General features: G+C 40.5%; 21 protein-coding genes and 1 pseudogene. 2 read left to right on the forward strand and 20 right to left on the reverse strand.

Features of this window, described 5'->3' with window-relative positions; translation table 11 throughout:
* Positions 1–4: 4 nt before the first annotated feature.
* The 13 genes from atpD to ECA01S_RS05045 form a co-directional block, all read right to left on the reverse strand.
* Positions 5–1,411 carry a F0F1 ATP synthase subunit beta gene (atpD, locus tag ECA01S_RS04980; protein ID WP_067392048.1) on the reverse strand — a complete coding sequence of 469 codons (1,407 nt, stop codon included), beginning with the start codon at positions 1,409–1,411 and terminating at the stop codon, positions 5–7.
* Positions 1,412–1,430: 19 nt separating this feature from the next.
* Positions 1,431–2,336 carry a F0F1 ATP synthase subunit gamma gene (locus tag ECA01S_RS04985; RefSeq protein ID WP_067392050.1) on the reverse strand — a complete coding sequence of 302 codons (906 nt, stop codon included), beginning with the start codon at positions 2,334–2,336 and terminating at the stop codon, positions 1,431–1,433.
* A 15-nt stretch (positions 2,337–2,351) separates the two neighbouring features.
* Positions 2,352–3,911, reverse strand: coding sequence for a F0F1 ATP synthase subunit alpha (atpA, locus tag ECA01S_RS04990; RefSeq protein ID WP_067392052.1), 1,560 nt, complete (start codon positions 3,909–3,911; stop codon positions 2,352–2,354).
* A gap of 20 nt (positions 3,912–3,931) precedes the next feature.
* The gene (gene atpH / locus ECA01S_RS04995) at positions 3,932–4,477 is read right to left on the reverse strand and encodes an ATP synthase F1 subunit delta (RefSeq protein ID WP_067392054.1); all 546 of its coding nucleotides are present in this window, start codon (positions 4,475–4,477) and stop codon (positions 3,932–3,934) included.
* Entirely contained in the window at positions 4,464–4,994 is a 531-nt protein-coding gene (atpF, locus tag ECA01S_RS05000; protein WP_067392059.1) for a F0F1 ATP synthase subunit B, read from the reverse strand. Before atpF ends, atpH begins: the two co-directional genes overlap by 14 nt.
* Positions 4,995–5,071: 77 nt before the next feature.
* On the reverse strand, positions 5,072–5,284 hold the full coding sequence (gene atpE / locus ECA01S_RS05005; RefSeq protein WP_067392070.1) for an ATP synthase F0 subunit C: 213 nt from the start codon (positions 5,282–5,284) through the stop codon (positions 5,072–5,074).
* A 31-nt stretch (positions 5,285–5,315) separates the two neighbouring features.
* Positions 5,316–6,032 (reverse strand): F0F1 ATP synthase subunit A, encoded by a 717-nt coding sequence (atpB, locus tag ECA01S_RS05010; protein ID WP_067392073.1) that lies wholly within the window; start codon positions 6,030–6,032, stop codon positions 5,316–5,318.
* Between the two features lie 391 nt (positions 6,033–6,423).
* Positions 6,424–6,885, reverse strand: a complete 462-nt coding sequence (gene smpB, locus ECA01S_RS05020) for an SsrA-binding protein SmpB (protein ID WP_067392077.1) — start codon at positions 6,883–6,885, stop codon at positions 6,424–6,426.
* An 11-nt stretch (positions 6,886–6,896) separates the two neighbouring features.
* Complete coding sequence (rnr, locus tag ECA01S_RS05025) at positions 6,897–9,239, reverse strand: ribonuclease R (RefSeq protein WP_067392079.1); 2,343 nt, start codon at positions 9,237–9,239, stop codon at positions 6,897–6,899.
* Positions 9,236–10,000: an alpha/beta hydrolase gene (locus tag ECA01S_RS05030; protein ID WP_067392081.1), complete on the reverse strand. Its 765-nt coding sequence runs from the start codon at positions 9,998–10,000 to the stop codon at positions 9,236–9,238. Before ECA01S_RS05030 ends, rnr begins: the two co-directional genes overlap by 4 nt.
* A 135-nt stretch (positions 10,001–10,135) precedes the next feature.
* The gene (gene secG / locus ECA01S_RS05035) at positions 10,136–10,372 is read right to left on the reverse strand and encodes a preprotein translocase subunit SecG (protein ID WP_067392083.1); all 237 of its coding nucleotides are present in this window, start codon (positions 10,370–10,372) and stop codon (positions 10,136–10,138) included.
* Positions 10,373–10,551: 179 nt separating this feature from the next.
* Positions 10,552–10,827 carry a GNAT family N-acetyltransferase gene (locus ECA01S_RS05040; RefSeq protein WP_067392086.1) on the reverse strand — a complete coding sequence of 92 codons (276 nt, stop codon included), beginning with the start codon at positions 10,825–10,827 and terminating at the stop codon, positions 10,552–10,554.
* 2 nt (positions 10,828–10,829) lie between these two features.
* Complete coding sequence (locus tag ECA01S_RS05045) at positions 10,830–11,102, reverse strand: (4Fe-4S)-binding protein (RefSeq protein WP_067392087.1); 273 nt, start codon at positions 11,100–11,102, stop codon at positions 10,830–10,832.
* A 165-nt stretch (positions 11,103–11,267) separates the two neighbouring features.
* Here ECA01S_RS05045 and ECA01S_RS05050 point away from each other — a divergent pair, with 165 nt between their 5' ends.
* Positions 11,268–11,864, forward strand: a complete 597-nt coding sequence (locus ECA01S_RS05050) for a hypothetical protein (protein WP_067392090.1) — start codon at positions 11,268–11,270, stop codon at positions 11,862–11,864.
* Here the strand turns inward: ECA01S_RS05050 and ECA01S_RS05055 are convergent.
* The gene (locus ECA01S_RS05055) at positions 11,833–12,789 is read right to left on the reverse strand and encodes an alpha/beta hydrolase (RefSeq protein WP_067392098.1); all 957 of its coding nucleotides are present in this window, start codon (positions 12,787–12,789) and stop codon (positions 11,833–11,835) included. The genes ECA01S_RS05050 and ECA01S_RS05055 overlap by 32 nt on opposite strands.
* A gap of 268 nt (positions 12,790–13,057) precedes the next feature.
* Between ECA01S_RS05055 and ECA01S_RS05060 the strand changes: the two genes are divergently transcribed.
* The gene (locus tag ECA01S_RS05060) at positions 13,058–13,759 is read left to right on the forward strand and encodes a class I SAM-dependent methyltransferase (RefSeq protein WP_067392260.1); all 702 of its coding nucleotides are present in this window, start codon (positions 13,058–13,060) and stop codon (positions 13,757–13,759) included.
* 278 nt (positions 13,760–14,037) lie between these two features.
* Here the strand turns inward: ECA01S_RS05060 and ECA01S_RS05065 are convergent, their stop codons facing one another.
* From ECA01S_RS05065 to eno, 6 genes and pseudogenes are all read right to left on the reverse strand, one after another.
* Positions 14,038–16,032, reverse strand: a complete 1,995-nt coding sequence (locus ECA01S_RS05065) for a DUF262 domain-containing protein (RefSeq protein WP_067392100.1) — start codon at positions 16,030–16,032, stop codon at positions 14,038–14,040.
* Positions 16,033–16,042: 10 nt separating this feature from the next.
* Positions 16,043–19,342 carry a DEAD/DEAH box helicase family protein gene (locus ECA01S_RS05070; RefSeq protein ID WP_067392262.1) on the reverse strand — a complete coding sequence of 1,100 codons (3,300 nt, stop codon included), beginning with the start codon at positions 19,340–19,342 and terminating at the stop codon, positions 16,043–16,045.
* A gap of 15 nt (positions 19,343–19,357) precedes the next feature.
* Positions 19,358–20,383, reverse strand: coding sequence for an Eco57I restriction-modification methylase domain-containing protein (locus ECA01S_RS14785; RefSeq protein ID WP_067392103.1), 1,026 nt, complete (start codon positions 20,381–20,383; stop codon positions 19,358–19,360).
* Positions 20,380–21,267, reverse strand: coding sequence for a hypothetical protein (locus ECA01S_RS14790; RefSeq protein ID WP_067392105.1), 888 nt, complete (start codon positions 21,265–21,267; stop codon positions 20,380–20,382). The genes ECA01S_RS14785 and ECA01S_RS14790 overlap by 4 nt, the downstream gene beginning before the upstream one ends.
* Before the next feature lie 299 nt (positions 21,268–21,566).
* Positions 21,567–22,622: pseudogene (locus ECA01S_RS05085) on the reverse strand (IS30 family transposase).
* Between the two features lie 415 nt (positions 22,623–23,037).
* Positions 23,038–24,336, reverse strand: a complete 1,299-nt coding sequence (eno, locus tag ECA01S_RS05090) for a phosphopyruvate hydratase (protein ID WP_067392108.1) — start codon at positions 24,334–24,336, stop codon at positions 23,038–23,040.
* Between the last annotated feature and the right edge of the window lie 80 nt (positions 24,337–24,416).

The following is a 24,416-nucleotide window of genomic DNA, read 5'->3' on the forward strand; positions in this document are numbered from 1 at the left end:
CTTTCTAGTAGCCTAGTTTTTTCGCTTTTTCAATGACGTCTTCGATTTTACCTACACTACGGAAAGCTTCTTCCGGTAGATCATCGTATTTTCCGTCAAGGATTTCTTTAAAGCCCTTCACAGTTTCTTCAACTGGTACGTAAGAACCTGGTTGACCTGTGAACTGTTCCGCAACGTGGAAGTTTTGTGATAAGAAGAATTGGATGCGACGTGCCCGTGAAACGGTCACTTTTTCTTGATCAGACAATTCATCCATCCCTAAGATAGCAATAATATCTTGTAACTCACGGTAGCGTTGCAGAATTTGTTGAACTTCTGTTGCCACGCGGTAATGTTCATCTCCGACAATTTCAGGTGCTAAGGCACTTGAAGAAGAGGCCAATGGATCCACGGCAGGGTAAATCCCTTGTTCAGTCAATTTACGTTCCAAGTTGGTTGTCGCATCCAAATGGGCGAAAGCCGTTGCCGGTGCCGGGTCAGTATAGTCATCGGCTGGCACGTAAATCGCTTGGATTGACGTAATAGAACCTTTTTTAGTAGAAGTAATCCGTTCTTGCAATTGGCCCATTTCAGTTGCCAATGTTGGTTGGTACCCAACGGCAGATGGCATCCGACCTAACAAGGCAGATACTTCTGAACCAGCTTGAGTAAAGCGGAAAATGTTATCGATAAAGAGCAACACATCTTGGCCTTCAACGTCCCGGAAATATTCCGCAATCGTCAAACCAGTCAAGGCTACCCGCATCCGCGCACCTGGTGGCTCGTTCATTTGTCCAAACACCATGGCAGTTTTTTCAATAACGCCAGAGTCTTTCATTTCGTAGTAAAGGTCGTTCCCTTCACGAGTACGTTCCCCAACACCGGTAAAAACAGAGATCCCACCGTGTTCTTGGGCGATATTGTGGATCAACTCTTGAATCAGAACGGTTTTACCAACACCGGCACCACCGAACAGACCAACTTTCCCACCTTTTAGGTAAGGGGCTAGCAAGTCGATAACTTTGATCCCAGTTTCCAGGATTTCATTACTGGTGCTAAGTTCGTCAAAAGCAGGGGCTTTTTTATGGATACCGCTGCGTTTCGCATCGTCTGGGAAAGGAGCTTCCAAGTCGATGGTTTCCCCAAGAACGTTAAACACCCGTCCTAAGGTATCTTTCCCAACAGGAACTGAAATAGGTTTACCGGTATCGATAACTTCCATTCCCCGTTGCAAGCCGTCAGTTGATTCCATGGCGATGGAGCGAATGACACCATCCCCTAGTTCCAACGCAACTTCTAAGACGACTTTTTGTTTTGATTCGTCATTTTTATATACCACAAGGGCATTATTGATATCTGGTAATGATTGATCTAATGAAAACTCCACGTCAACAACGGGACCAATCACCTGAACAATTTTTCCTGAACTCATATGTTCTATCCTCCAGTCATTATTCTAAGGCCGCAGCTCCGGCAACGATTTCGGTGATTTCCTGCGTGATCGCCCCTTGACGGGCACGGTTATAAGAAATCGTCAAGTCACTGATAATGTTTTGGGCATTGTCAGTGGCTGTCTTCATCGCTGTCATGCCGGCCGCATGCTCCGCTGTTTTCGCGTCAATGATTGCCCCATAAATCAGGCTCTCAGCATATTGCGGTAATAATTGATCCAAGATGTCTTCTTTTGAAGGCTCCAGGATATATTCTTGTTCATAGGTTTTATCTTCATCTGGATCCAAGTCAGAGATCGGCAGCATTTTTTCTACTCGAAACTGGCTGGTCAAGGAATTGATATGGTGGTTGTAACACACATACAACTCATCAAAAACTTCATTTTGGTACATTTCTGTCGCTGCTGTTACGATTTTCCGCACTTCATCGAAAGAAGGTTGGTCGCTTAAGCCGCGCAGTTCGTACGCAATATTATAGTGACGTGCTTTAAAGAAGTCAGCACCTGTTCCGCCAATCGTAATCAAGACGAATTCATCTTCAGATTCATGGTCGTCTTCAATCATTTGCATCGTTTGCTTTAAGATGGAGCTGTTGTAGCCTCCCACCAAACCGCGATCAGATGTGATCACGATATAGCCCGTCTTTTTCACAGGACGATTGATTAGCATACTGTGATACCCTTTATTGGCATCAGAAACGTCCGCATCAGCTAAGTCAGCCAATTGAGAAGCAACCATATGGGTAACGATGGAACGTACCTTGGAAGCATATTGTTGGAAATGCTTCGAGGCAGCTTCTGATTTGGTCAATTTAGCAGCGGAAACCATTTGCATGGCTTTGGTGATCTGACTTGTCTTCTTCGTTGACGCGATTCGTTGTTTGATTTCATTTAACGAAGCACCCATCGTGATTCACCTCTCTTATGCATTTCCGATATTTTTCAATTTGTCACGAGTAGACGTGTTAGCTCCTGGTTGGTTCGCATTGAATAATTGTTTGAATTCTTTGATTGCAGCATCCAAATCTTCTTCTTTAGGAAGATCTTTTGTTGTGCGAATCGTTTCAAACAAGTCATTGTGGTTGCTTTCGATTGAGTCGAATAATTGGTCTTGGAAATCCAAGATTTGGTTCACTGGGATACTATCTAAGAAACCATGAGTCAAGGCATACAAAATCACAACTTGTTTTTCAACAGGTAGTGGTGCATGTAATTTTTGCTTCAAAATTTCAACAGTCCGGCGACCACGATTCAATTTTGCTTGGGTAGCGGCATCCAAATCAGAACCAAATTGCGTAAAGGCTTCTAATTCACGATAGCTGGCTAAGTCCAAACGCAAAGTACCGGCAACTTTTTTCATGGCTTTGATTTGCGCAGAGCCCCCAACCCGTGAGACGGATAAACCGGCATCAACGGCTGGACGAACACCTGAATAGAACAAATCATTTTCCAAGAAAATTTGACCATCAGTGATGGAAATGACATTGGTTGGAATATAAGCCGAAATATCACCGGCTTGTGTTTCAACGAATGGCAAAGCGGTCATTGAGCCACCGCCTAGTTTGTCATTCAATTTAGCAGCCCGTTCTAATAGACGAGAGTGCAAATAGAAGACATCCCCTGGGTAAGCTTCACGGCCTGGCGGACGACGTAATAGTAAGGAAAGTTCACGGTAAGCCACGGCTTGTTTTGACAAGTCATCAAAGACGATCAAAACATGCTTGCCATTGTACATGAATTCTTCCCCCATCGCAGTCCCAGCATAAGGCGCGATATAAAGTAATGGTGCTGGTTGTGAAGCACCGGCAGTTACGACGATGGTATAATCCATTGCGCCGAATTTCTTCAAGGTTTCCACTTGCGTCCGAACGGTTGATTCTTTTTGTCCGATTGCAACATAGATACAAATCATGTCTTGCCCTTTTTGGTTGATGATTGTATCAATGGCGATGGAAGTTTTACCAGTTTTCCGGTCCCCAATGACTAATTCCCGTTGACCACGGCCAATTGGAACTAAGGCATCAATGGCTTTCAAACCAGTTTGCATTGGTTCTTTAACGGATTGACGGTCCATAACACCAGGTGCTGGTGCTTCAACGGGACGTGTTTTATCGGTTTTGATTTCACCAAGTCCGTCAACAGCTTGACCTAAAGGGTTCACGACCCGACCGATCATTGCTTCACCAACTGGTACTTCCATGATTTTACCTGTTCGTTTGACTTTATCGCCTTCACGAATGGTTTCGAAGTCGCCTAGGATAATAATCCCAACGTCATTTGATTCCAAGTTTTGTGCCATTCCGTATGAACCATTAGAGAATTCCAATAGTTCGCCTGACATGGCATTTTCAAGTCCGTGTGCACGAGCGATGCCGTCCCCTACGTAGGTGACTGTACCGATTTCTTCCACAGACAGCTCTTGTTGATAATTTTCAATTTGCTCTTTGATCAAGGCACTGATTTCTTCTGCTTTGATGGCCATTCAATTCACCTCTTTGTATACTATGCTTGCTTCAGTACTTCGTGGATTTTTGCCAGTTGTGTTTTCAAACTGCCATCAACCACGTGATAGTTGGCTTCTACAATGACCCCACCAATGATGGATTCGTCAACTTCTTCTGCAAGCTCTGCTTTTTCATAACCGAGACGTTGGGCAAAATTCGCCGCAATTTGTTCTTTTTGCTCTGGAGCAAGTGGAACTGCGGTGGTGACTTTCCCCAAGATAACTCCATTGAAGTCATCATAGCGTCGCTCATATTCTGCGATCATCAACGGAATGTCGTTCATCCGGTTATAGTTATAAACGACTCCGATAAAGTTGTGCACGATGCCATCGAAGTTTTCCAACAACGGTTGGACGACGTGTGCTTTTTGATCTGGTTCTAGGCGGTTATCCGTCAAGATGCCCCCGATTTCAGGGATTTCTTGAAAGATAGCTCGCAAGCGCATCAGTTCTTGATAGACGGGTTCCGTCTGTTGCTCTGCCTGCGCCAATTCAAACAGAGCCTTGCCATAACGCGCGCCTACTGTATATTTATCGAGCTTCATGCTGTTGTCCCAATCCTGTGATGTATTGGTCGATCAACGCTTTATGTGCATCGGCTGATAATTCTTTTTGTAATAATTTTGCGGCGATGCTCACAGATAAATCTGCCACATCATCCTTAACTGAAGCTAAAGCTTCTTGTTTTTGTTGGTCGATTTCTGTTTGCGCTTTTTGGCGTAAACGAGAAACTTCGTCCTTCGTTTCTGTCAAAATATTTTGACGGCTTTTTTCGCCGCTTTCTTTGGCAGATTTTAGAATATCGGAAGCTTCTGAACGAGAAGCATTCAGTTGTTCTTGACGTTGCCGCGCAAGCTGTGCAGCTTCGATTTTTGATTTTTCAGCCGAGTCTAAATCATTGGCGATTTTATCTTGACGTTTTTGTAACATGTCGCTGATTTGCGTCCATGCAAATTTTTTGATCAGTAGTAAGAGGATCAAAAACGCACCTGTTACTACTAGGATATTTCCTAACATCGTAGGTCCTGAAACTACTTCAGCAACGACCCATTGATTAAGCATTCGCTACACATCCTTTCACAAATAGAAAGAAAGCAGTGACGGTTCTCCGACGAAGCGGCGCCCTGCCTTCCAACTAACTATCTAAATACTAGAAGTAACGCGATAACTACACCTAGGATTGGAACAGCTTCGATCAAGGCAACCCCGATAAACATAGTAGTTCTTAATTGACCAGACATTTCTGGTTGACGTGTCATTGATTCGATCGTTTTAGAAATAACTTGACCATTACCATAAGCGGCTCCGATAGCGGCTCCCATAATTGCAATTGCTGCTGCGATATAATTCATGTTTAGTTCCTCCTAATTTTGTTTTCCTTTTTTATTCTTCTACTTCGATCTTATGACTCATGTACACCATGGACAGAGTGACAAAGATGAAGGCTTGAATACAACTAATAAAGATTGAGAATGCCAACCAGATCATTTCCAGTGGGATCGCCAACGGAATGGTCCAACCAAAACCGGAACCAAAGTTCGCAATCAAGGTCAGCAATACTTCACCAGCATAAATATTCCCGTATAAACGTAAGGCCAGTGTTAGCAAGTTGGTAAATTCTTCAATAATTTTCACCGGCGCCAAGAAGGCCACAGGTTTAAAGAAACTGTTGACAATATAACCTTTGACTCCAAAACGTTTGACTGCAAACATATGGGTCAAAATGATCATCATCAAGGCTAATGTCAAATCGACGATCGGATCAGCCGTTGGACTTTTCCAAAGGGTGATATCATCTCCAACTACTACTTTGGTAACTAAGCCAATATTATTGGCTACCAGTAGGAACATAAACAACGTAAAGGCTAGCAAATGAAAATTATTGACTTCTTTACGCGGCATGTTATCGGTAATGATTCCCCGGACAAAATCAATCAGCATCTCGATCACATTTTGTTTTCCTTTTGGCTTCATTTGAAGATTTCTTGTGCAGAAATATACTGTGAAGAATACGATCAAGCAACTTAGCAAGACCATCAAACACACGGTACCGTCAAACCAGACCGGTCCGATATGAAAAATCAGCGACTTTTCTTCCACATCGTATCACCTCTTTTCCTCTTAAGGCTCAATTTTTTCAAGGAATTTCCCAGTTCTTCTACACTAGCGAAATAACCATGGGCTATCTTACCACCATCATCTAAGAATTTCAAAACATTTTCATGAAAATTTGACATTTTTGCAAAAATGTTGAAAGACACGTGGTAGATCCTCTTTAATTATACGAACAATTGCAGTAAAAAGGTAGTAAAACGCCCCCTGGCTGAACCAGTGATTCCCTGAAAAAGCCCCAGTTGCTATCAATGCTATCAAATTTTACTACTAAGCGAAAGCAATGTCCTCTAATATGCGAAAAAGAATAAATAAAATCCCTTTCACAAAAAAAGGCCTCAAAATGCTCACAAATCAAATGAACATTTTGAGGCTATGACTAATTTCGATCTTTCAAAGCACGGGCAATCTGGCGGTCAGTATCTTTACGTTTCAGTGTTTCTCGCTTATCGTACGTTTTCTTCCCTTTAGCCAGTCCAATCAACACTTTTGCGTAACCGTTCTTTAAATAGACTTTTAAAGGTACTAAAGTAATCCCGGTATTTTTCGTTTCACCAATCAAACGCGCAATCTGCTTTTTATGCAATAACAATTTACGAGTCCGTAAAGGGTCATGATTGAAAAGATTGCCTTGCTCATAAGGACTGATGTGCACGTTGTACAAATAGGCTTCCCCGTTACGGATGCGAGCAAAACCATCTTTTAGGTTGATACGACTATTACGAATTGATTTGATTTCAGTCCCCTGCAAGACGATTCCCGCCTCCAGTGTATCAATGATGGTATAGTCATGACGCGCTTTACGATTCTGTGCGATCAATTTGCCTTCTTCTTTCGGCATCTCGGTCCCTCCTAACGGTTTTTCCCTTTAGATTTAGATTTTTTGGCACCTTTATAAAAAGGTTTTTTCCCTTTATTTTTGCCTTTACCTTTTTTAGTTTCAGCCGAACGTTCTGGCTTCCCACGGTGGCTCTGGTCTTTTTGACCCCGACGCGGCCGCTTATCCTTGCGACCTTTTTTCGGATTCTTCCGTTCGATGGGTTCAACCTCTTCCGCTTCTAACAGTTGGAAGTCGATTTCCCGCGTCTCAGGGTCTGCTTTGGTTACTTTGACTTTGACGCGCTGACCAATCTTAAAGGTCAAGCCAGTCCGTTCTCCAACTAAGGCTAAATGGTTTTCAATAAAGTGGAAATAATCCTGTTTTAGCTGATTCAAATGCACGAGGCCTTCGATGGTATTAGGCAGCTCGACAAAGAAACCAAATTTGGTCACTGAGCTAATAATCCCTTCGAATTCTTCTTCAATATGTTCAGCCATAAACTCAGCTTTTTTCATGGAATCAACTTCTCGTTCCGTTTCTACGGCGCGACGTTCCATTTTTGAACTATGATCGGCAATATCTGGCAAAACTGCTTCCCAATGAGCTTTTTTCTCAGCCGTCACCTTTTCGTAGCTGCGGATCAAACGGTGGACGATTAAATCTGGGTAGCGCCGGATTGGTGAAGTAAAGTGGGTATAATCCGTTGCTGCTAAACCATAGTGACCGACATTGTCTTCCGCATAACGAGCCTGCTGCATACTCCGCAAGAGCATCGTATTCAGCACCGCTTCTTCTGGTTTGCCCACAAGTGAATTCAACACGTTCTGCAAATCTTTGGGTCGAATATCTTCTTTGGTGCCTTTTACCACAATCCCTAGGGCTGCAGCAAATTCGAAGAACCGCTGCATCTTTTCCTCTTTCGGTTGCTCATGGATTCGGTAAATAAACGGCAGTTTTTGATCTTCAAAATGCTTTGCCACTGTCTCATTGGCTGCCAGCATAAAGGACTCAATCAAGCGTTCCCCTACACCTCGGCTGCGCAGTTGAATCTCTAACGGACGGCCTTTAGGGTCTACGACTACTTTTGCTTCACGGTCCTCAAAGGCAATTGCGCCACGACGGGTCCGCATGGTTTCTAAAATCTCATGCAGCTGTGCCATCTCTTCAAACATAGGCACCAAAGCTTGATACTCGCTGCGCACGGCTTCATCACCGCTTAGAATCCCATTAACTGCCGTATAGGTCATGCGCGCAGTGGTTTGAATCACACTTGGGAAGATTTCGTGTTTTACGACTTGCCCTTGATTGTCGATCTCCATTTCACAGCTTAAGGTCAACCGTGGAACCCGAGGATTCAATGAACAAATACCGTTTGATAAGCGTTGCGGAATCATCGGCACGACGCGATCCGTTAAATAAACACTGGTACCACGTTCATAGGCCTCTTGATCTAGTTGACTATTTTCAGTGACGTAGTGAGAAACATCGGCAATATGAACACCTAAGAAATAATGACCGTTAGCCAGTTTGCGGACTGTCACGGCATCATCCAAGTCTTTTGCGTCCTCGCCATCAATCGTAACAATTACTTGGTCGCGCAAGTCACGGCGCCCTTTTAAATCAGCCTCCGCGATTTCATCAGGAATAGCATCCGCCGCTTGTAAAACCTCAGTTGGAAAAGCCGTGGGAATACCATGGGCCACAATGATGGACAAAATATCCATCCCGGGATCATTTTTATGACCGATTACATTCAGCACTAAGCCTTCCAAACTTTTTGCATAGCCTTCTTCAGGATAGTGGGTAATCGTGACACTCACGATACTGCCATCCACCGGTTTAATCCCCTCAGCCGCAATATAGACCTTAAAAGCACCTAGTTTCTTATCTTTAGGCGCTACCACGCCATACAAGTCCGTTTCCGCTTGTTGTTCAGGCTCATAGGCCGTGAATTCTCCCACTAACTGGGCCACCGCACGTTTCCGTACTTCGACTACTTTCCCTTCGGCGCCGCGGTCATGAAAAACGTCTTGCGGACGTAAAATATCAATCGCTACTGTATCGCCATCCATGGCAAAGTTTGTATCTTCTTTGGCGATATAAATATCCTCTTCTTCCCCTTCAATGGAAACAAAACCAAAACCGCGCTCATTGCCGCGGAAGGTTCCTTCCACTAAAACAGGCTGTAAAGGCAATTTAACCTTGCCTTTACGGTTAAACTCAATCAGCTGTTCCCGCTCCATAGTTGCTAAGGTTTGGACGAACTGTTTAAAGTCTTTCGCTTTATTTAGGCCAAGATTTTGGGCCAGTTCCTGGGTTGAATAACTCTTAGGATGTGTTTGTAAAAAAGTTAAAATCTCTGTTTTTATTGTCATTTCGTTTCCTCATTCCAAGGAAGTCCAGCTAGAAAAGCTGCGACATCTCGTTCTAATTTTTTCCGGTCAACTCCTACCGTGATGACATGAGTACTGTTAGGATACCAATTCAATTGGTAATCTGTTTGAATCAGCGCCTCAGCGGTTTCAAAGACCCCAGAAGCATTGATCATTTCATCCTGCCCAGCTTGCGCCAGAAAAACCGGCACCTTGACTGTGGCAAGTTTCGCAGCGGCCAGAGCCGCTTGCTGATTGATAGCTTTTAATTGCGCAGGCTGAGCTGCCTTGATTTCGGCTAACCGTTGATCGGCATCAGGCACTTGCGCCACCTTCAACACTTCTTCACTGTATAATAGGAAGTTTTCCGGTACATGCGTCTCCTTTGTAGGGAAAATCGGTGAACAAAACAAGCCGCCACCGATGATGCTAGGATCGGCCTCCGTCAAAAGACGCATCGCAAAAATCCCCCCCATAGAGAGACCAAAAACCGCAATTTCTTGGTAACCAGCAGTCTTTAATTTTGAAATTGCTGCTTGGGCATCCTGCCACCATTGCTCAGGCGATTCATGTAAAATGTCCTGCGGATCTAAGGTGCCATGCCCGCTGAACATCGGCGAGTAGACCGTGTAATTTAATTTTTCTAAATAGCGGCTCATCATCCGAACATCATTAGGACTGCCAGAGTAGGCATGTAATAATAAAACGGCGCGGGGGCCATGTTGTGCAAATAAGGGTTTCGGTAAATTGATTTTTCGTTCCATCGATTCCACTCCTTCCCGCCTATTTTATCATATTCTCAGCGTTCCGCCTGTGCATCTGCTTTTTGAAATTTGGTTTGTTACTGTACACCTTGGACAAATTTCATTAAAAAAAGCCTCCTACAACAGGAGACTTCATTAACGAGATGATAAAAAGGCAAGTACGAAAGCGACAATCAACCAAGCTGCACCTAATACAGCAGTTGAGCGTTTCATGACCGCTTCAAATCCACGAGCTTTTTGTTTACCGAAAAGTTTGTCTGCTCCGCCGGTAAATGCGCTGGCAGCACTATTTTGTTTGCTTGGCTGCATCATGATCGTGATGATCATCAATACAGACAAGATAATAATCACACCAATCAAAAAGTTATACATCAGCTATCCTCCTTACAGAATCTGTCTATTCTACTTTAGCATATCCCGCCCACAAATTCTAGTGAATTCCGATTGGGGTAATCAAAAAAAAGAGCCTAGGATATAACTCAAAAAGTTATGTCCCGGACCCTGACCCTTTCCAAATAGACGCTTCTGTTCTAATCTCTACGCTTCAAAGACTATTTACGCCATACATCAGCGTATTCAGGTTTTTCGTTGAATTCTTTTTTAGCGAATGGGCAAAGTGGTAAAATCTTTTGATCGTCACGACGAGCTTTTTCGACTGTTGCTAACACTAATTTTTCCGCTAATTTTTGACCACGGTAAGTTGGGTCTACAAATGTATGGTCTACGATCATCAAATCGTCACCAGCACTAGACCAAGTAATTTCTCCAGCTTCTTCACCTTGATCATTTAATAAAACAAACCGACTTTTTTCTTCTTTAATTTCCATTTTTATTTTCCATCCTTTCGAATATACTTCAGAGCACCACTTGGGCAAGTATTGATAACTCGAATGTCATCATCCACTGTCCCATTGTCCGTAATGATCCAAGGTCTGCGTCCTACTTCAAACACATCCGGATTGCCGCGAACGCAGTTCCCGATGTGTGCACAAATATCTTTACTGTAATAGATGTCGAGGTCTTCCCCGCTGTATTTCTTATAGCCGGCAGCCACTAACCCTTCTTCGGTCACTGGTTGACCATTAATTTTACTTCCGTCCATACCAAAACCTCCTTTAAGAAAATCATTGTTATCTTTATTTTAGCAAGCGCTTGTGAAATAAGCAATTATTTACCTTTTTCAAGGTGCAATGCTGCGACCTTGCTACCACCGGTCTTGACCTATTTTTGCTATAATATTTATAAAAGTTGAAACGGAGGGGTGAAGATGCGTTTTTATAAAATCATTGCCGGTCTGACACTGGCTTTTGTCGTGTTGGGAGTATTCCCCCGCACCCTTTTTCTCAGTAATCTTTGTAAATACGCAGTGGTGATCGTCTGCTTTGTCACCAGCCTCACCGCAACCAGTCTTGACAAACGCTACGTTCAAGTAGGACTAGGTCTGACCCTCATAACCGATTTTTTACTGCTCTTTACGCAGGCGAATGTTAGTGGGATGCTGCTATTCAGTATCGTCCATATGTGCTACCTCAGTCGTTGGTTTGCTCATTGGCACTACCTACTTCTCAGCGTGCCAGTAGCCTTCTTCTTTCTACACTGGAATCTTTACTACGGAGCCGCACTTTTTTATGCCTGCTTCTTATTACTGGATGTGCTGGCTGCCCAGCGTTTTGCTCCCAACTATTTAAAACTTGGTATGCTGAGTTTTGCAGCCTGTGACGCTTGCATCGCGCTGGTCCATTTGTTCCACTTAGACCTGACTAGCATACCTCAACAATTGATCTGGCTTTTCTATGTGCCGGCACTCCTGACACTCGTCAAGAGTAGTGATCCTAAGGGGTTGGCGTCCCGTACAAACGGATAAACTGCTCAATTCGGTCAAAATAAGCCGGATCATAACTAATAGCCGAAAGATGCGGCGCCTCCGCCACAATATGCAACTCTTTAGGCCCCTGAGAAGCCGCCACCACTTGATAGGCAAATTCCACTGGGACAAAATGATCCCCTGTGCCATGAATCACCATTAAAGGACCTTGATAATGATGTAATTTCCGTACTGCTGAGGCTTCCTTCAACGAAAAGCCAGCTAACTGGCGGATAAACGGATCAGCTGCCCATAAAATCGTCGTCGGTGGCAGCTTCAAGGCCTGCTTCAGCATGGTATAAAATTCCTCGTAGACTGAAGTATAACCACAGTCCGCAATCACCAGCGAAACTGTTGGCAGTGACTCTCCCGCTGCCATCATCACCGTCGAAGCCCCCATGGACCCGCCATATAAAATCACCTGCGCCTCAGGATCTTCCTTCCGAATCACCGCCAACCAGGCAATCAAATCTTGCCGATCGTTCCAGCCCATGCCAATAATCTTGCCTGAGCTGCGCCCGTGAGCTCTTAAATCTGGAATCAACACTTGATAGCCACGGCGATACCATTCATAACCAGGATAGGCCATATCGCGCTTTCCATTCGAACGATAGCCATGGACACAAATCACCCACGGGCGTTTTTCCGGATGACGAAAGACACGGGCAACCAGTTGGCCGGATTCTTCTATCGTAAGATCAACCCCGGTCTCCCAAAAAGCCGCTCCCTGTTCTTGCTGCATCGCTTCAATCGCCGCGATTTTTTGGTCACCTGCCTCATAAACAGAAGGATTCATTTTCTTATGCCCCATTTCTTTATACCAGGGGTGATCCCGCTCCAGCGCTGCATGAGCAAAAAAATGTCCTGCATAAACGTGCAGACCGACGATCAGTGCCCCTAAAAGAATAATAAAACCAATCAGCATATTGTGCCTCCTTCATCAAAGTTTCGCTTTGCTAATAGTATACCTTACTTACGTGAGCGGCAAAAGTAACACTGTTTTTTCAAAATAATGGCATCTTTAGCATAACAAGCGAGCTTGTTAACCGTTATAATGAAATTATGGTAGCTGTATCAGCATGATGACTGTGAGAATGTCAGAATTCGTTCAATCATTCAACCAAGAGAATAAGGAGGAAGTACAATTGGTAACTATTTACGATGACGAAAATTTTTTCAACAAGTATCGCGAAATGCCCCGCAGTCAAAAAGGCTTAGCCGGCGCAGGAGAATGGCAAACACTAAAGAAACTGTTACCCGACTTCACAGATAAAACGGTTTTGGATCTTGGCTGTGGGTATGGCTGGCATTGTCAATATGCCGCTCAGCACGATGCCAAGGCTGTGACGGGTGTCGATATCTCCGAAAAAATGCTGGCCGTCGCCAAAGACAAAACCAAAGGCTACCCGGTAAACTACCTAAAAGCGGATATTGCCACCGTTACTTTTCCGCCGGCTTCATTTGATATCGTCATCAGCTCGCTAGCAATTCACTATCTTGCTGATTTTGGCAGTTTGATTGCAAATATCAAAAGCTATTTAAAACCGGGAGGTACCCTGATTTTTTCTGTAGAACATCCCGCATTTACCGCTGAAGGTACGGAAGATTGGTATTATGATGATAATGGCGAAATCTTGCACTATCCCCTTGATTCCTATTTTCTTGAAGGCTCACGGGAAACGACCTTCTTAGGCGAAAAAGTGATGAAGTATCACCGAACTTTAACGACCTATCTACAAACCTTATTGAAACATCACTTTACCCTTTTAGACGTAGTAGAACCGATGCCGCCTGCCAACATGCTAGATGAACCCGGTATGAAAGATGAACTACGCCGACCTATGATGTTGATTGTAAAGGCTCAGAACCAGATTGATTCAATGAATATTCACTGATATTTAAGTAATCAAAACCTACAATGCAAATAGGGGCTTCTATCTTCAGCTAAAAGCCCCTATTACTGGTCAGAGCCCTGAAATATTCTCTGAAAAATTTATCTTTCGAAACACTTCTATACACAAATTCTAATAGAATCTCCCACTAATTCAACTAAATATATTATAAAACATTCTTAATCCACGCTCTATTTATTTGTAAAACGCTCATTTTATAATAAAATTTTCAAATGATACTATTCCTCATTGATAGGCAAAGTATGTCATGGTTCTCTTTCTCAAATTGTATAACTTACGTCATCGAATATACTATATTCGAGAGCAACAATTTTAATGATTGAAAGGATGGTTTCTGCACTAAAGTTTGTTTCTACAGTATCCCCATTCATCAGGTTACCAATACTTCTAATATCCCTATTAGAAAACAAACGTTTTAATGCTCCCTTTCTCTTTAGATTAAGAAAAGTTTGGCTATCGATTTCCCATACATAATCTAAGAAACCTATCAATAATCTTTTCCAACTATCAACTTTTAGATCTTTGTTAGCAATCGACAGCAGCTTTGGCTTACTACCAGTTATATTTAGTTCTTCATCTAAAAAATGTTCTCCTGACAATGAAGGCTGTTCAATACTTTGCGTCTGTATAGGAAATCGCCAAATTTCCAATGCTTGTCGAGCTAATTCTTTCCCCCGATTTTCAATTGTCGAAGCGTTCCAGCTCTGATATTTTTCAGCCACGTCTCGGGATAACGAGATATTAGATTCTTTATACAATAATCTTTTTTCACTAAATATCTTATTTGATAATTCTGGATTATACCCTGTTAAAGTTAAATTGCCAATTGTATCACCATATTTAAGTTTTACTTCATTTACATTTTTGACTTCCACTTTCCATTCATTAGTCAACGTTTGTGGTAAGATATGTTCCACTTGCATTTTAGTAAAGTCAAGAGGTTCTTTAGTGCGGTATAATTCTAGCATTTCCAAAGTCAATTTTACTAAATTATTCTTACGATTATAAATATCAATAGATTGAAAACTATTTATAAATTCTTCATCTCTTGGAAACAGTTGATTTCCACGCTTGCTTACTAACTCATGAATTAAGCGTTCTTTTTCGCAATCAATCGAGATTTCACGAGACAAAGCAGCAAACATTTTATTCAAAACGTTGGTTTTCTTGTCTGTAATTAGTCGCCGGAACAAAAAAGATTCAATTGTTTCAAAGATAATGCCTACATCTTTCCAGGACAATGCTCCATCATCTGCTAATTTTAGAATTTGCATTAGATATGGATAAGTGACTGTTGATTTTAATTGATTGATTCTCTTAATTCTTTCATTCACCATATTATCTGGTATTTCTTCACTAGTTAGCCAAAGAAAGTATTTAGAATAGTTTTCAAGTTCTTTGATAGCTACTTCAGCAGAATAACGATTTGAATTAAAAAAACGTTTATACTCTTCATACACTCTACTTTCAGTAACTGTCGCACCATATTTCAGCGTTAAGTAGAATCGACTAAATGTTGATATTTGATTGGTAGGGATTCGTTCTTCAATTTTAGTCCAATAATCTTGATATAAACGATTTTGTGTTTCGTGATCGATTCCCATTAAAAGAAAATTACGAATCAAATCAGAGGCAGTCAAAGATAGACCTGTCGAATTGATACTTTCAAAAATAACTTGTGGATTCTCTGACTCATCATTCCCGTTCAACTCGATATAAACAATTTCAATCATGCTTAGAGCATTAAAAAAGTCTCGTGGTTCATAATCAGATGCTTTAATTTTTGTTACAAAAAGTTGATAATTTTCGTAGACTTTAGAAGGTTCTTCTATTGACATATTCTCGATTATCTTGCGGAATACAAAACGATCTTTCTCAACTGAACGTAATTTAATTTTGTTGTTTTCATCACTTCTAGGATTTTTCAAATAATCATCGACTATTTCACTATACAATTCTTCATCATTTGAAATATCCGCAATTGCTTTTAAAAACAACATAAAGCTTGTAATTCGCTGCTGACCATCAATTATATTAAAATACTTACTTAATTTAGGTCCGCGTTCGTCTACATATACAATCGTTCCTAAAAAATGCTTACTAGAAAAATTATCCTGAATAATTTTTTCTACGTCTTCGAACAATTGAGTACATTGTTCACTAGACCATTCATAGTTGCGCTGATAAACGGGAATATTAAAAATGGTTTTCTTTTGTTCCAAAAATTCGAAAAACTTAATTGTATCTGCCTTCACTTGCCTACTCCTATTCTCCAAATGATGAGTTAATTAAATCTTGTAGTCTGCCATTTTTTACATAAGGGACAGTATCTTCTTGTAAGAAGTTGTTACGGTTGATAGATTGGTCTAAATTACCAAAAATAAAATTCGTCGCAATTTTGTAGATAATCTCAGTCGGAGCGAAACCATAGACTTGATTTTCTAAAATATGCTTGATTCGTTCATTATCATTTGGAAATTCTGCTTTGATTATTGGACTGTTATACAGTTTTTTCACGATTTCGGTAATGTATAGTCCTGATTTCATATAAAGATCAGCGAAAGTTTTACTAGAATCATCATAAATGCCAGGATTTTCTTTCTCTAAATCTTCCACCATCATTTTTACAACCCATTTTGGTGTATAAATCTGATTGGTTTTTTGTGGGGGAATATAATCAAAAATATCCTCATCTTTTTCTTCAAAGTAATTCCCTAGTTCAGCTTTTTTGCGTAAGAACTCTTGAACGGATTCATTAAAGACCACTTCATCAAATAGTTTCCCAGCAAAATAATGCTGTTCGCCATTTTCTTCATATTCACCACCATCACGTAAGAATAAGAACTGATCAACGGTAATGCCCGTAACTTCTTGAAAAACATTTTCTGGAGTGTATTGCTCAAAGTTCTCCAGTGTCAGTCCGCCATCGCCATAAGCCATAATAAAACTTGGAATCGTTCGAGCAAAACCGCGCAAACGACCGCGAACATCTTCTTCGATTTCTGTTTTTGTTTGGTTCTTTATTCTACGTTCTTGCGTTTCAATAATTTCTTTTTGAACTGTTTCGACTGTTTCTACTACCCGTTTTTCTACCTCTTTTGTATGGGTTTCAACAGCTTCTTCCAGTTTCGCTTGGTATTCTTTTTCTACAGCTACACGTTTTTCTTCATTATTCGCTTTTTTGACTTCTTCTTTTAAGTTATTTTCGAGATGAGCTTTTTCAATCATAAAATCAGCATTCGCTTTATCAACAGAACGCTTCACTTCTTCTTCGACTTTTTTCTCGATTTTTTTTGTAGCTGCCGTAGTCATGCCATATTCAGTTTTTACTTCTTGAATTTTTGGCTTAAATATTTCTCCTACAGATTGAATGATATTTTTAGCTAAAACATCCGCAGTCTTTTTATTAGCTACAGGCACTAGGGTTTCGGCTATGACATCTTGAACTTTTTCCGTTGTATATTGTTTTTCACCAAAAATTGCTTCACTTTTTGTAATAACGATTTCTGGTTCAACGATTGCTTGCCCTTCATCAGTTACTTCAATCTCTTTGGTATCAATTGGTGCTTTATCTTCTGGTTTGGTAACTTTTCCTTGAGAAACATAGTCCATATTGTCTAAAATATCCAAAGCTGCTTGTGGTGCTTGAAAGATCCCAGCAATATTGGCAAGTAACAAATTACTCATAAAGCCACGCTTCACGACTTCAGCTGCTTTGATTGCTTTTGGAATTGTCAAGACTTGAGCAGCATCCAGTTCCACCATCTTACCTTCAGCATCTTCACCAATAACTGGGAAAAAGTTCAATAAATGCTTAATATTTTCTTCACGATCCTTAGTTGTACCACCACCAGCTGCCGTATGCGTTGATAAGTTATTGGCAAATTCATCGAAAATAATTAATGTTCGTTCAGGGGCAAAATCAAAAACATACGCATTTTGTTTTTGATAACGAACTTCTTCACCATTTACTTTTTCTGTCCACACATACGGATTTTGCGCACGAAATGCTGCTTGCATGTATAGTGCTGGTGATTTCATATTGCTTAACATCATCACAGCTGTCCATTCTGGAATCGTTACCCCAGTTGTTAACTGTCCTACTGAAAGAGTAATAGTTTTATCATGCTTCTCAATGGCATCTCGCACTCGCTTCAAAGCGGTTTCATTTGCTGCTGCATCCTCAACTTCTGCTCTCCCATCACCTGCTGCTAAAATTATTTGATAATTTTCAAAAACAGGATGACTCTCTAGCAGTTTTTTCAGTGCTTTAGCACTTGCTACTCGATTTAAAATCCAAAAAGTATGCTTTAGTTCATTACGTAACTCGGAAGTTGAAAAAGGATACTTTTCATTTTGAGTCAATGTATTTAACCACTTCACTACATCGGCTTCATGGATAAATTTCCCATCTTCTTTAGTGGCAAAAAATTCATTTAGATCAAAAGCAAAGTCGATATTATTACCATCTTCCAAGATCATGCCTTGATTAACTTCTTCGGTAATTATTTTTGATATTTGATACGTGAACATATTTAATTGCGGTAGTGTTTCATAAGGATTATTTTCTTCATCCTCTTCAGCCCAATTTTCTTTTGCCGCTTGTTCATCTTCATAGGACCAGTTGAAAATTTGATCGTCACTGAAAGTTCCTTTGGCGATTGCTTTAAAAGGTGTTCCTGATAAATGCAATGTAAATTGACGTTTGATCTTGTCAAAAGCTACATCTGTTTTAAAGGTATCTACTCCTTCGTGGGCTTCATCAATAATTAAAATATCCCAACTTGTATCAGCTACCCATTTTAACTTGTCATAACCACCGCCAAAATATAGTGATCCTTTCAAATCTTGTAGACTTAAAAAAGCAATTTGCTTTGTATCTTCATTACTTGTGACATAATCTAAATATTCATTACGGGACATTGGGGAACGATCTTTTAGCGACTCGGATTCACTAACAAATTTATAATCTGTTTGCCAAGCAATAAATTTCGTAAAATCATCAAACCAAGAATTTGCAATTGCAGGACGATTCGTTACAATCAATACATTTAATGCTTCTAGATTACGAACTAAATCATAAGAAGCTAAAGTCTTACCAAAACGTGGCTTTGCATTCCATAAAAATTCACCGTTAGGATTTTCTTCTGCATATGTCAGAGTCTGCTTGACTGCTAAGGCTTGTTCTGCACGGAGTTGATACGTCAACCGTTGCTCTTTTTGAACTTTGGTGTAATCTTTAAAAACAAATTCACGATAAAATGCTAGTGCTTTTTCAGGTTCCCCATTAAAATAGAACCATTCCGTTCCTTTATTGCGCCTTACACCATTTTTTTGTAAAAAAGTATGAAAATCTCGATCATAAAAGTAACCCCCACCGTTAAAACGTGCTTCGTGTGCCCAAAGTTTTTTTGGCTCAATTCCAACAGTGTGGGTTTGCTCCCAAATCCGCTTATCCGCATCACGATCCGTATAACCAATCTTTATCCAACCTTCTTTAGCAGTATTGGTCGGAGTAATATAAGCGTAAATTGTTGGTTTGATTTCTCGCTTTGGTTCAATCATCGGGGTAATGTTCACTTAATTCATCTCCTTCACTTTAGATTCAATGAAGTTGATTTCATCAGCGGATAAACCGTATTTTGCGTAAAGTTGTTGATCAATTTCTGGGATGGAGAGCGACCAATTTATGTCTGATTGTAATGTGAAATCTTGAAGAGGAACTTTACGCCATGTATCTCGGTTATTGTCTTGAGTAATTTTTAAAATCCCCAACATAGTTCTAGCAAATTTTGATTTTATATATTTCAGACAACTTTCTGCTTCACTTTCTTTCGTAAATGCACCAATTCCTATAAATGTTTGTGTATATCCAATAAGCGGAGCTCCAATAAGCGGAGTCGATAACACCTCGCCAATAGCTCCAGAACCATTAGAACGAGGTACAAAAACTTTGAAAAAATTAAGATTTTTATGCGTCATATCTACAAATTTCCTTGGTAAGTAACGATATACACGCTTTTTATTAGCTAAACCTAAAACTTTGATATCGTCTTCTGATTGAGGCTCTTCAGTAAAAGCTGGGATCTTCTCAAAAATGTTATTTCTAAATCGTTTATCTTGCCCTTTACTACCAATAATTTTTTTATATTCAGGATAATTTTTATATAGTTCTTCTAAATTGAATTTAGTCTGTGTATAAATGATTTCAGCTAAACTTTCCGATAATGTTTCAGGTGCAGCTTTTTTCATGATATTTTGCAATTCTGGATAAGAAATAAAAGTTTCAATTGATCCAAAATTTTGATTTACATCATGATAACTAATTGCCACGCCACCTTTTATGTCCGTATTAGAAAATATTTTTGAGCTATCTTGGCTGTAAAATACAATTTTTAAATGTGGATTGTTCAACATCTTTTGATTCCATGATGTAGGTGTTTGGCCTGCGTTGAATAAAAAACGAGCTGGTGTAATTAATTCTGTTATTGATGAAACTTTATAAGCTTCATCAATAAATTTATGATAAATTGGTATTCCCGCAGTATTCTCTCCTTTCGCTTCTTCCTGATATGGTGGGTTCCCGATCACTACATCAAACTTCATCTCTGTTCCTCCTTCAAGGACCGAAACTCAATCATTCTATTTGTTTTCCAGTCCTTTATTTTAACTGGTATTCCTTTGGGTTCATCCAATGCTTTAAATTCTTCAAAATCACTAAATAAATCTAGTTGCTCGAGATTACTATTTAGCTCACTTAATGGCACAATATCTCTTAACCCATCCATTTGAAAAACATTGTAACTAATGATTTTGGCAATTTCTTCTTGTAATTCTTCATCAGGTAAATGCTGAAATTTTTCTTGATAATATTCAATAAAAGTATATAGCAAATTTTCCCGTGCAATTAGCAATGAATCACCTTGATATTCGTAACCAAAACTAGCTTGATAGGCTTTTTTCACTAATCTAATCCATTCTGATGGATCATCAATTTCCTCGTTGATTATTTTTAATTTTCGATCAACAAATCCTACACGTTCACTAATTGAAATTAACTGACCAGTCACAGCATCATAGCGACTCACCATATAAGGTGCTTCTCCACAAGTGATTTCAAGCCAAGTTTTTTCAACATATTCTTCTAATGACAAATGTTGAAATTCTTTATCGACAACATCATTTTGTAATCTTACAATCCAAGTCGGGGTAAAAACTTCGGCTTTTCCTTTGGTTCGGTCTTTTTGTTCATATTTCATTTTTTCGATACGCGGACGAATCAACGTGGACTGAGCACCCGACACATGTTTCATCGTGATGCTGTCAGCTGCTCGATACCCTTTACCCATTTTTTCATAAGTATTCGTTGCCCAAATGATATTTCGATTGGTCGTTCGATCCATCAATAGAATTTTTAATAGCTTCGACGATTGTCGTAACAAATTATTTATATCAGTGTTATCTGACTTACTACTTAAAGGCTCTATCAAAAAATGCGCCTCCTTATTTTAATATATTGATAAAAAAAGAGGACTTGCTAAAAAATACAGCAAGCTCTCTTCTCTCAGCTGCACTAATACAATTTAATTGTATCAATATTGCAGTTAATTATAAATCCCCAAATTTCAAGAACAAGTTAGCCACTTTTCGAAAAAAGTGAAATATCTGTGTTATTGCTAGATTCCGTGGTTGAATTGATTATGAGCTGCAGCAGGGTAGTCTGAATTGGACAGGCTGGCAGTGCCAGGCTTCCCAGACGGGGGCATACTGCAGGAGGCTCATTGTCAAATCAACTTAACGCTATTTGAAGAGCTTGTTCAAAGCATTGTTCCGGAGTTGCGTAGTTTAAGATCTTTCGGGGAAGCCGGTTCATTTTTGCTGCAATCTGTTGAATGAACCCACGATCATATTGGTCGATACTCATTCCTTTCGGGATATAACGTCGAATCATGCGATTGTGATTCTCATTTGTTCCACGTTCACACGAGGTATACGGGTGTGTGAAATAGACTTCTGATTGTCCAGTCAACGTCTCAGACAACTGGGCAAACTCAGAGCCGTTATCCGCGGTGATTGAGCGAAATATATGAGAAAAAGAATAGCCGTATTCACTGATTAACTGCTGGATCGCATAGGTCACTGAATCTGCGTCTTTCGCATCGATTGCACGAATGATCTCAAGACGCGTCTTTCGTTCCGTCAACGTTAAAAGAGCTGTTTCCGAACCATCACGTTTTCCATTGACGGTGTCAATTTCAAAATGACCGAACTCTTCACGAGATTCCACTGATAGTGGCCGCTCTTCAATGCTTTTTCCCAGCAACTTGCGATTTTTCACCACGCGCTTTTTGTTAGTGCGACGGGTCACTTTCATTTGAAGATGAATATTTCGAATCTCGAGACGTTGTTCATCTATATACCTGTAGAGTGTCGTTGTACTGATTCTCTCATGGGGGGCAAACAGACCGTTCTGACGCACAAAACCGACTGCCGCATCTGGAGAGAAGCCCTTCGTTTTGAAGCAATCCACAAAGTAAGAAAGGAAAGCCCGGACTTACGGGAACTTCTCTTTCCGACAGCAGTTTTTACGATTCAGCAGATATCGATTTTGTGCATATTCAGCATTATACCCGTAGGAATAGTGTAAATTTCCGTTGATTTTCTTGACTTGTTTTAATTCTCCCCGCTTGATCTCATTGTGGATCGTTTGCGGGGCTACGCCGATCCGTTTGGCGATTTTCCGATTGGAAAGCCCTTCAGAATGCCAAGCTGCGATTTTTCCGCGCTCAACTTCTGTTAGGTGCTGACCTTTGCGGCGAAGTGTGATAGAATTTTGACAAGTCATAGTGAAAATCTCCTTATTGGTTTGGTGTAGGAACCCCAATAATACACGATTTTTCACTATGATTTTTTTCTGGGTGGCTAACTTGATTATAAAATTTACGTTTTCTATTTTATAGTAATATATGATTTAATTCTAACAGATTATTGCGTACACTGCATGATACATCTGGCCCATAGTATTTATTTAGCCGATTGATAGCTGTGCTATTTGAGCTAATATAAGCAATCATTATTCTTCAAAATTGAATCATAGCCTCCAATGTGAACTTGAGGTTTTGATTTGACTGAAAGCTTTCTGGAACCACTCGCATAGCAGGTGATTTTCATACATATAATAAAAAAACCGCAGCATTTTCAGCTGCGGTTTTTGCGTACGGGCACGCCTGTGGTTCAGACAGGTTGTATTTTAAAGGTGATTATTTGTTTTTTAAGTTGTAGAAAGATTTCAAACCTTTGTATTCAGCAACTTCACCAAGTTGGTCTTCGATACGTAATAATTGATTGTATTTAGCAATCCGGTCAGTACGTGAAAGAGAACCAGTTTTGATTTGGCCAGCGTTTGTTGCAACAGCGATGTCAGAGATTGTTGAATCTTCTGTTTCACCAGAACGGTGAGAAACAACTGCTGTGTAACCAGCTTCTTTAGCCATTTCGATTGCTTCGAAAGTTTCAGTCAAAGTACCGATTTGGTTAACTTTGATTAGGATTGAGTTAGCGATACCTTTTTCGATACCTTCAGCTAATTTTTCAGTGTTTGTTACGAACAAGTCGTCACCAACTAATTGAACGCGGTCGCCTAGAGCGTCAGTCAATTTCTTGAAGCCGTCCCAGTCGTTTTCGTCTAAACCATCTTCGATTGAGATGATTGGGTATTTCGCAACTAATTCTTCGTATAATGCGATCATTTCGTCAGTTGTTTTTTCGCCTTCGCCTGAGTCAGCTAAAACGTAAACACCTTTTTCTTTGTCGTAGAATTCTGAAGAAGCAGCATCCATAGCAAGAACAACGTCTTTACCAGGTACATAGCCAGCTTTTTCGATTGCTTCGATGATTACTTCGAAACCTTCTTCGTTAGAACCAAGGTTAGGTGCGAAACCACCTTCGTCACCAACTGAAGTAGCTAAACCTTTAGATTTCAAGATAGCAGCCAATGCGTGGAATACTTCAGCACCCATACGTAGCGCTTCTTTGAATGTTGGTGCGCCAACAGGCATGATCATGAATTCTTGGAAATCGATTGAGTTGTCAGCGTGAGAACCACCGTTGATGATGTTCATCATTGGAGTTGGCAATACTTTTGTATTGAATCCGCCTAAGTAGTGATATAAAGGTACTTCCAAGTAGTCAGCAGCAGCACGAGCAACGGCGATAGAAACACCTAAGATTGCGTTCGCGCCTAATTTACCTTTGTTAGGAGTGCCGTCTAATTCGATCATAGCTTTGTCGATAGCCATTTGGTCACGTACATCGTAGCCGATGATCCCTTCAGCGATGATGTTGTTCACGTTGTCGACAGCTTTTTGAACACCTTTACCGCCGTAACGAGATTTGTCGCCGTCACGCAATTCAACTGCTTCGTATTCACCAGTTGAAGCCCCTGAAGGAACCATACCGCGTCCGAAAGCACCGCTTTCTGTGTATACTTCTACTTCGATCGTTGGGTTGCCGCGTGAATCTAAAATTTCGCGAGCATAAACATCTGTAATAATTGACATGTTTTGTCTCTCCTTTTGGTTTTATATACTAAGGGAAGTCCCTTGTTCCATTGTAGTGGATATTGATAATTGGTGCAATT

Origin of the sequence: Enterococcus canis NBRC 100695, from assembly GCF_001544375.1 — a bacterium.
Taxonomy (GTDB): domain Bacteria; phylum Bacillota; class Bacilli; order Lactobacillales; family Enterococcaceae; genus Enterococcus_H; species Enterococcus_H canis.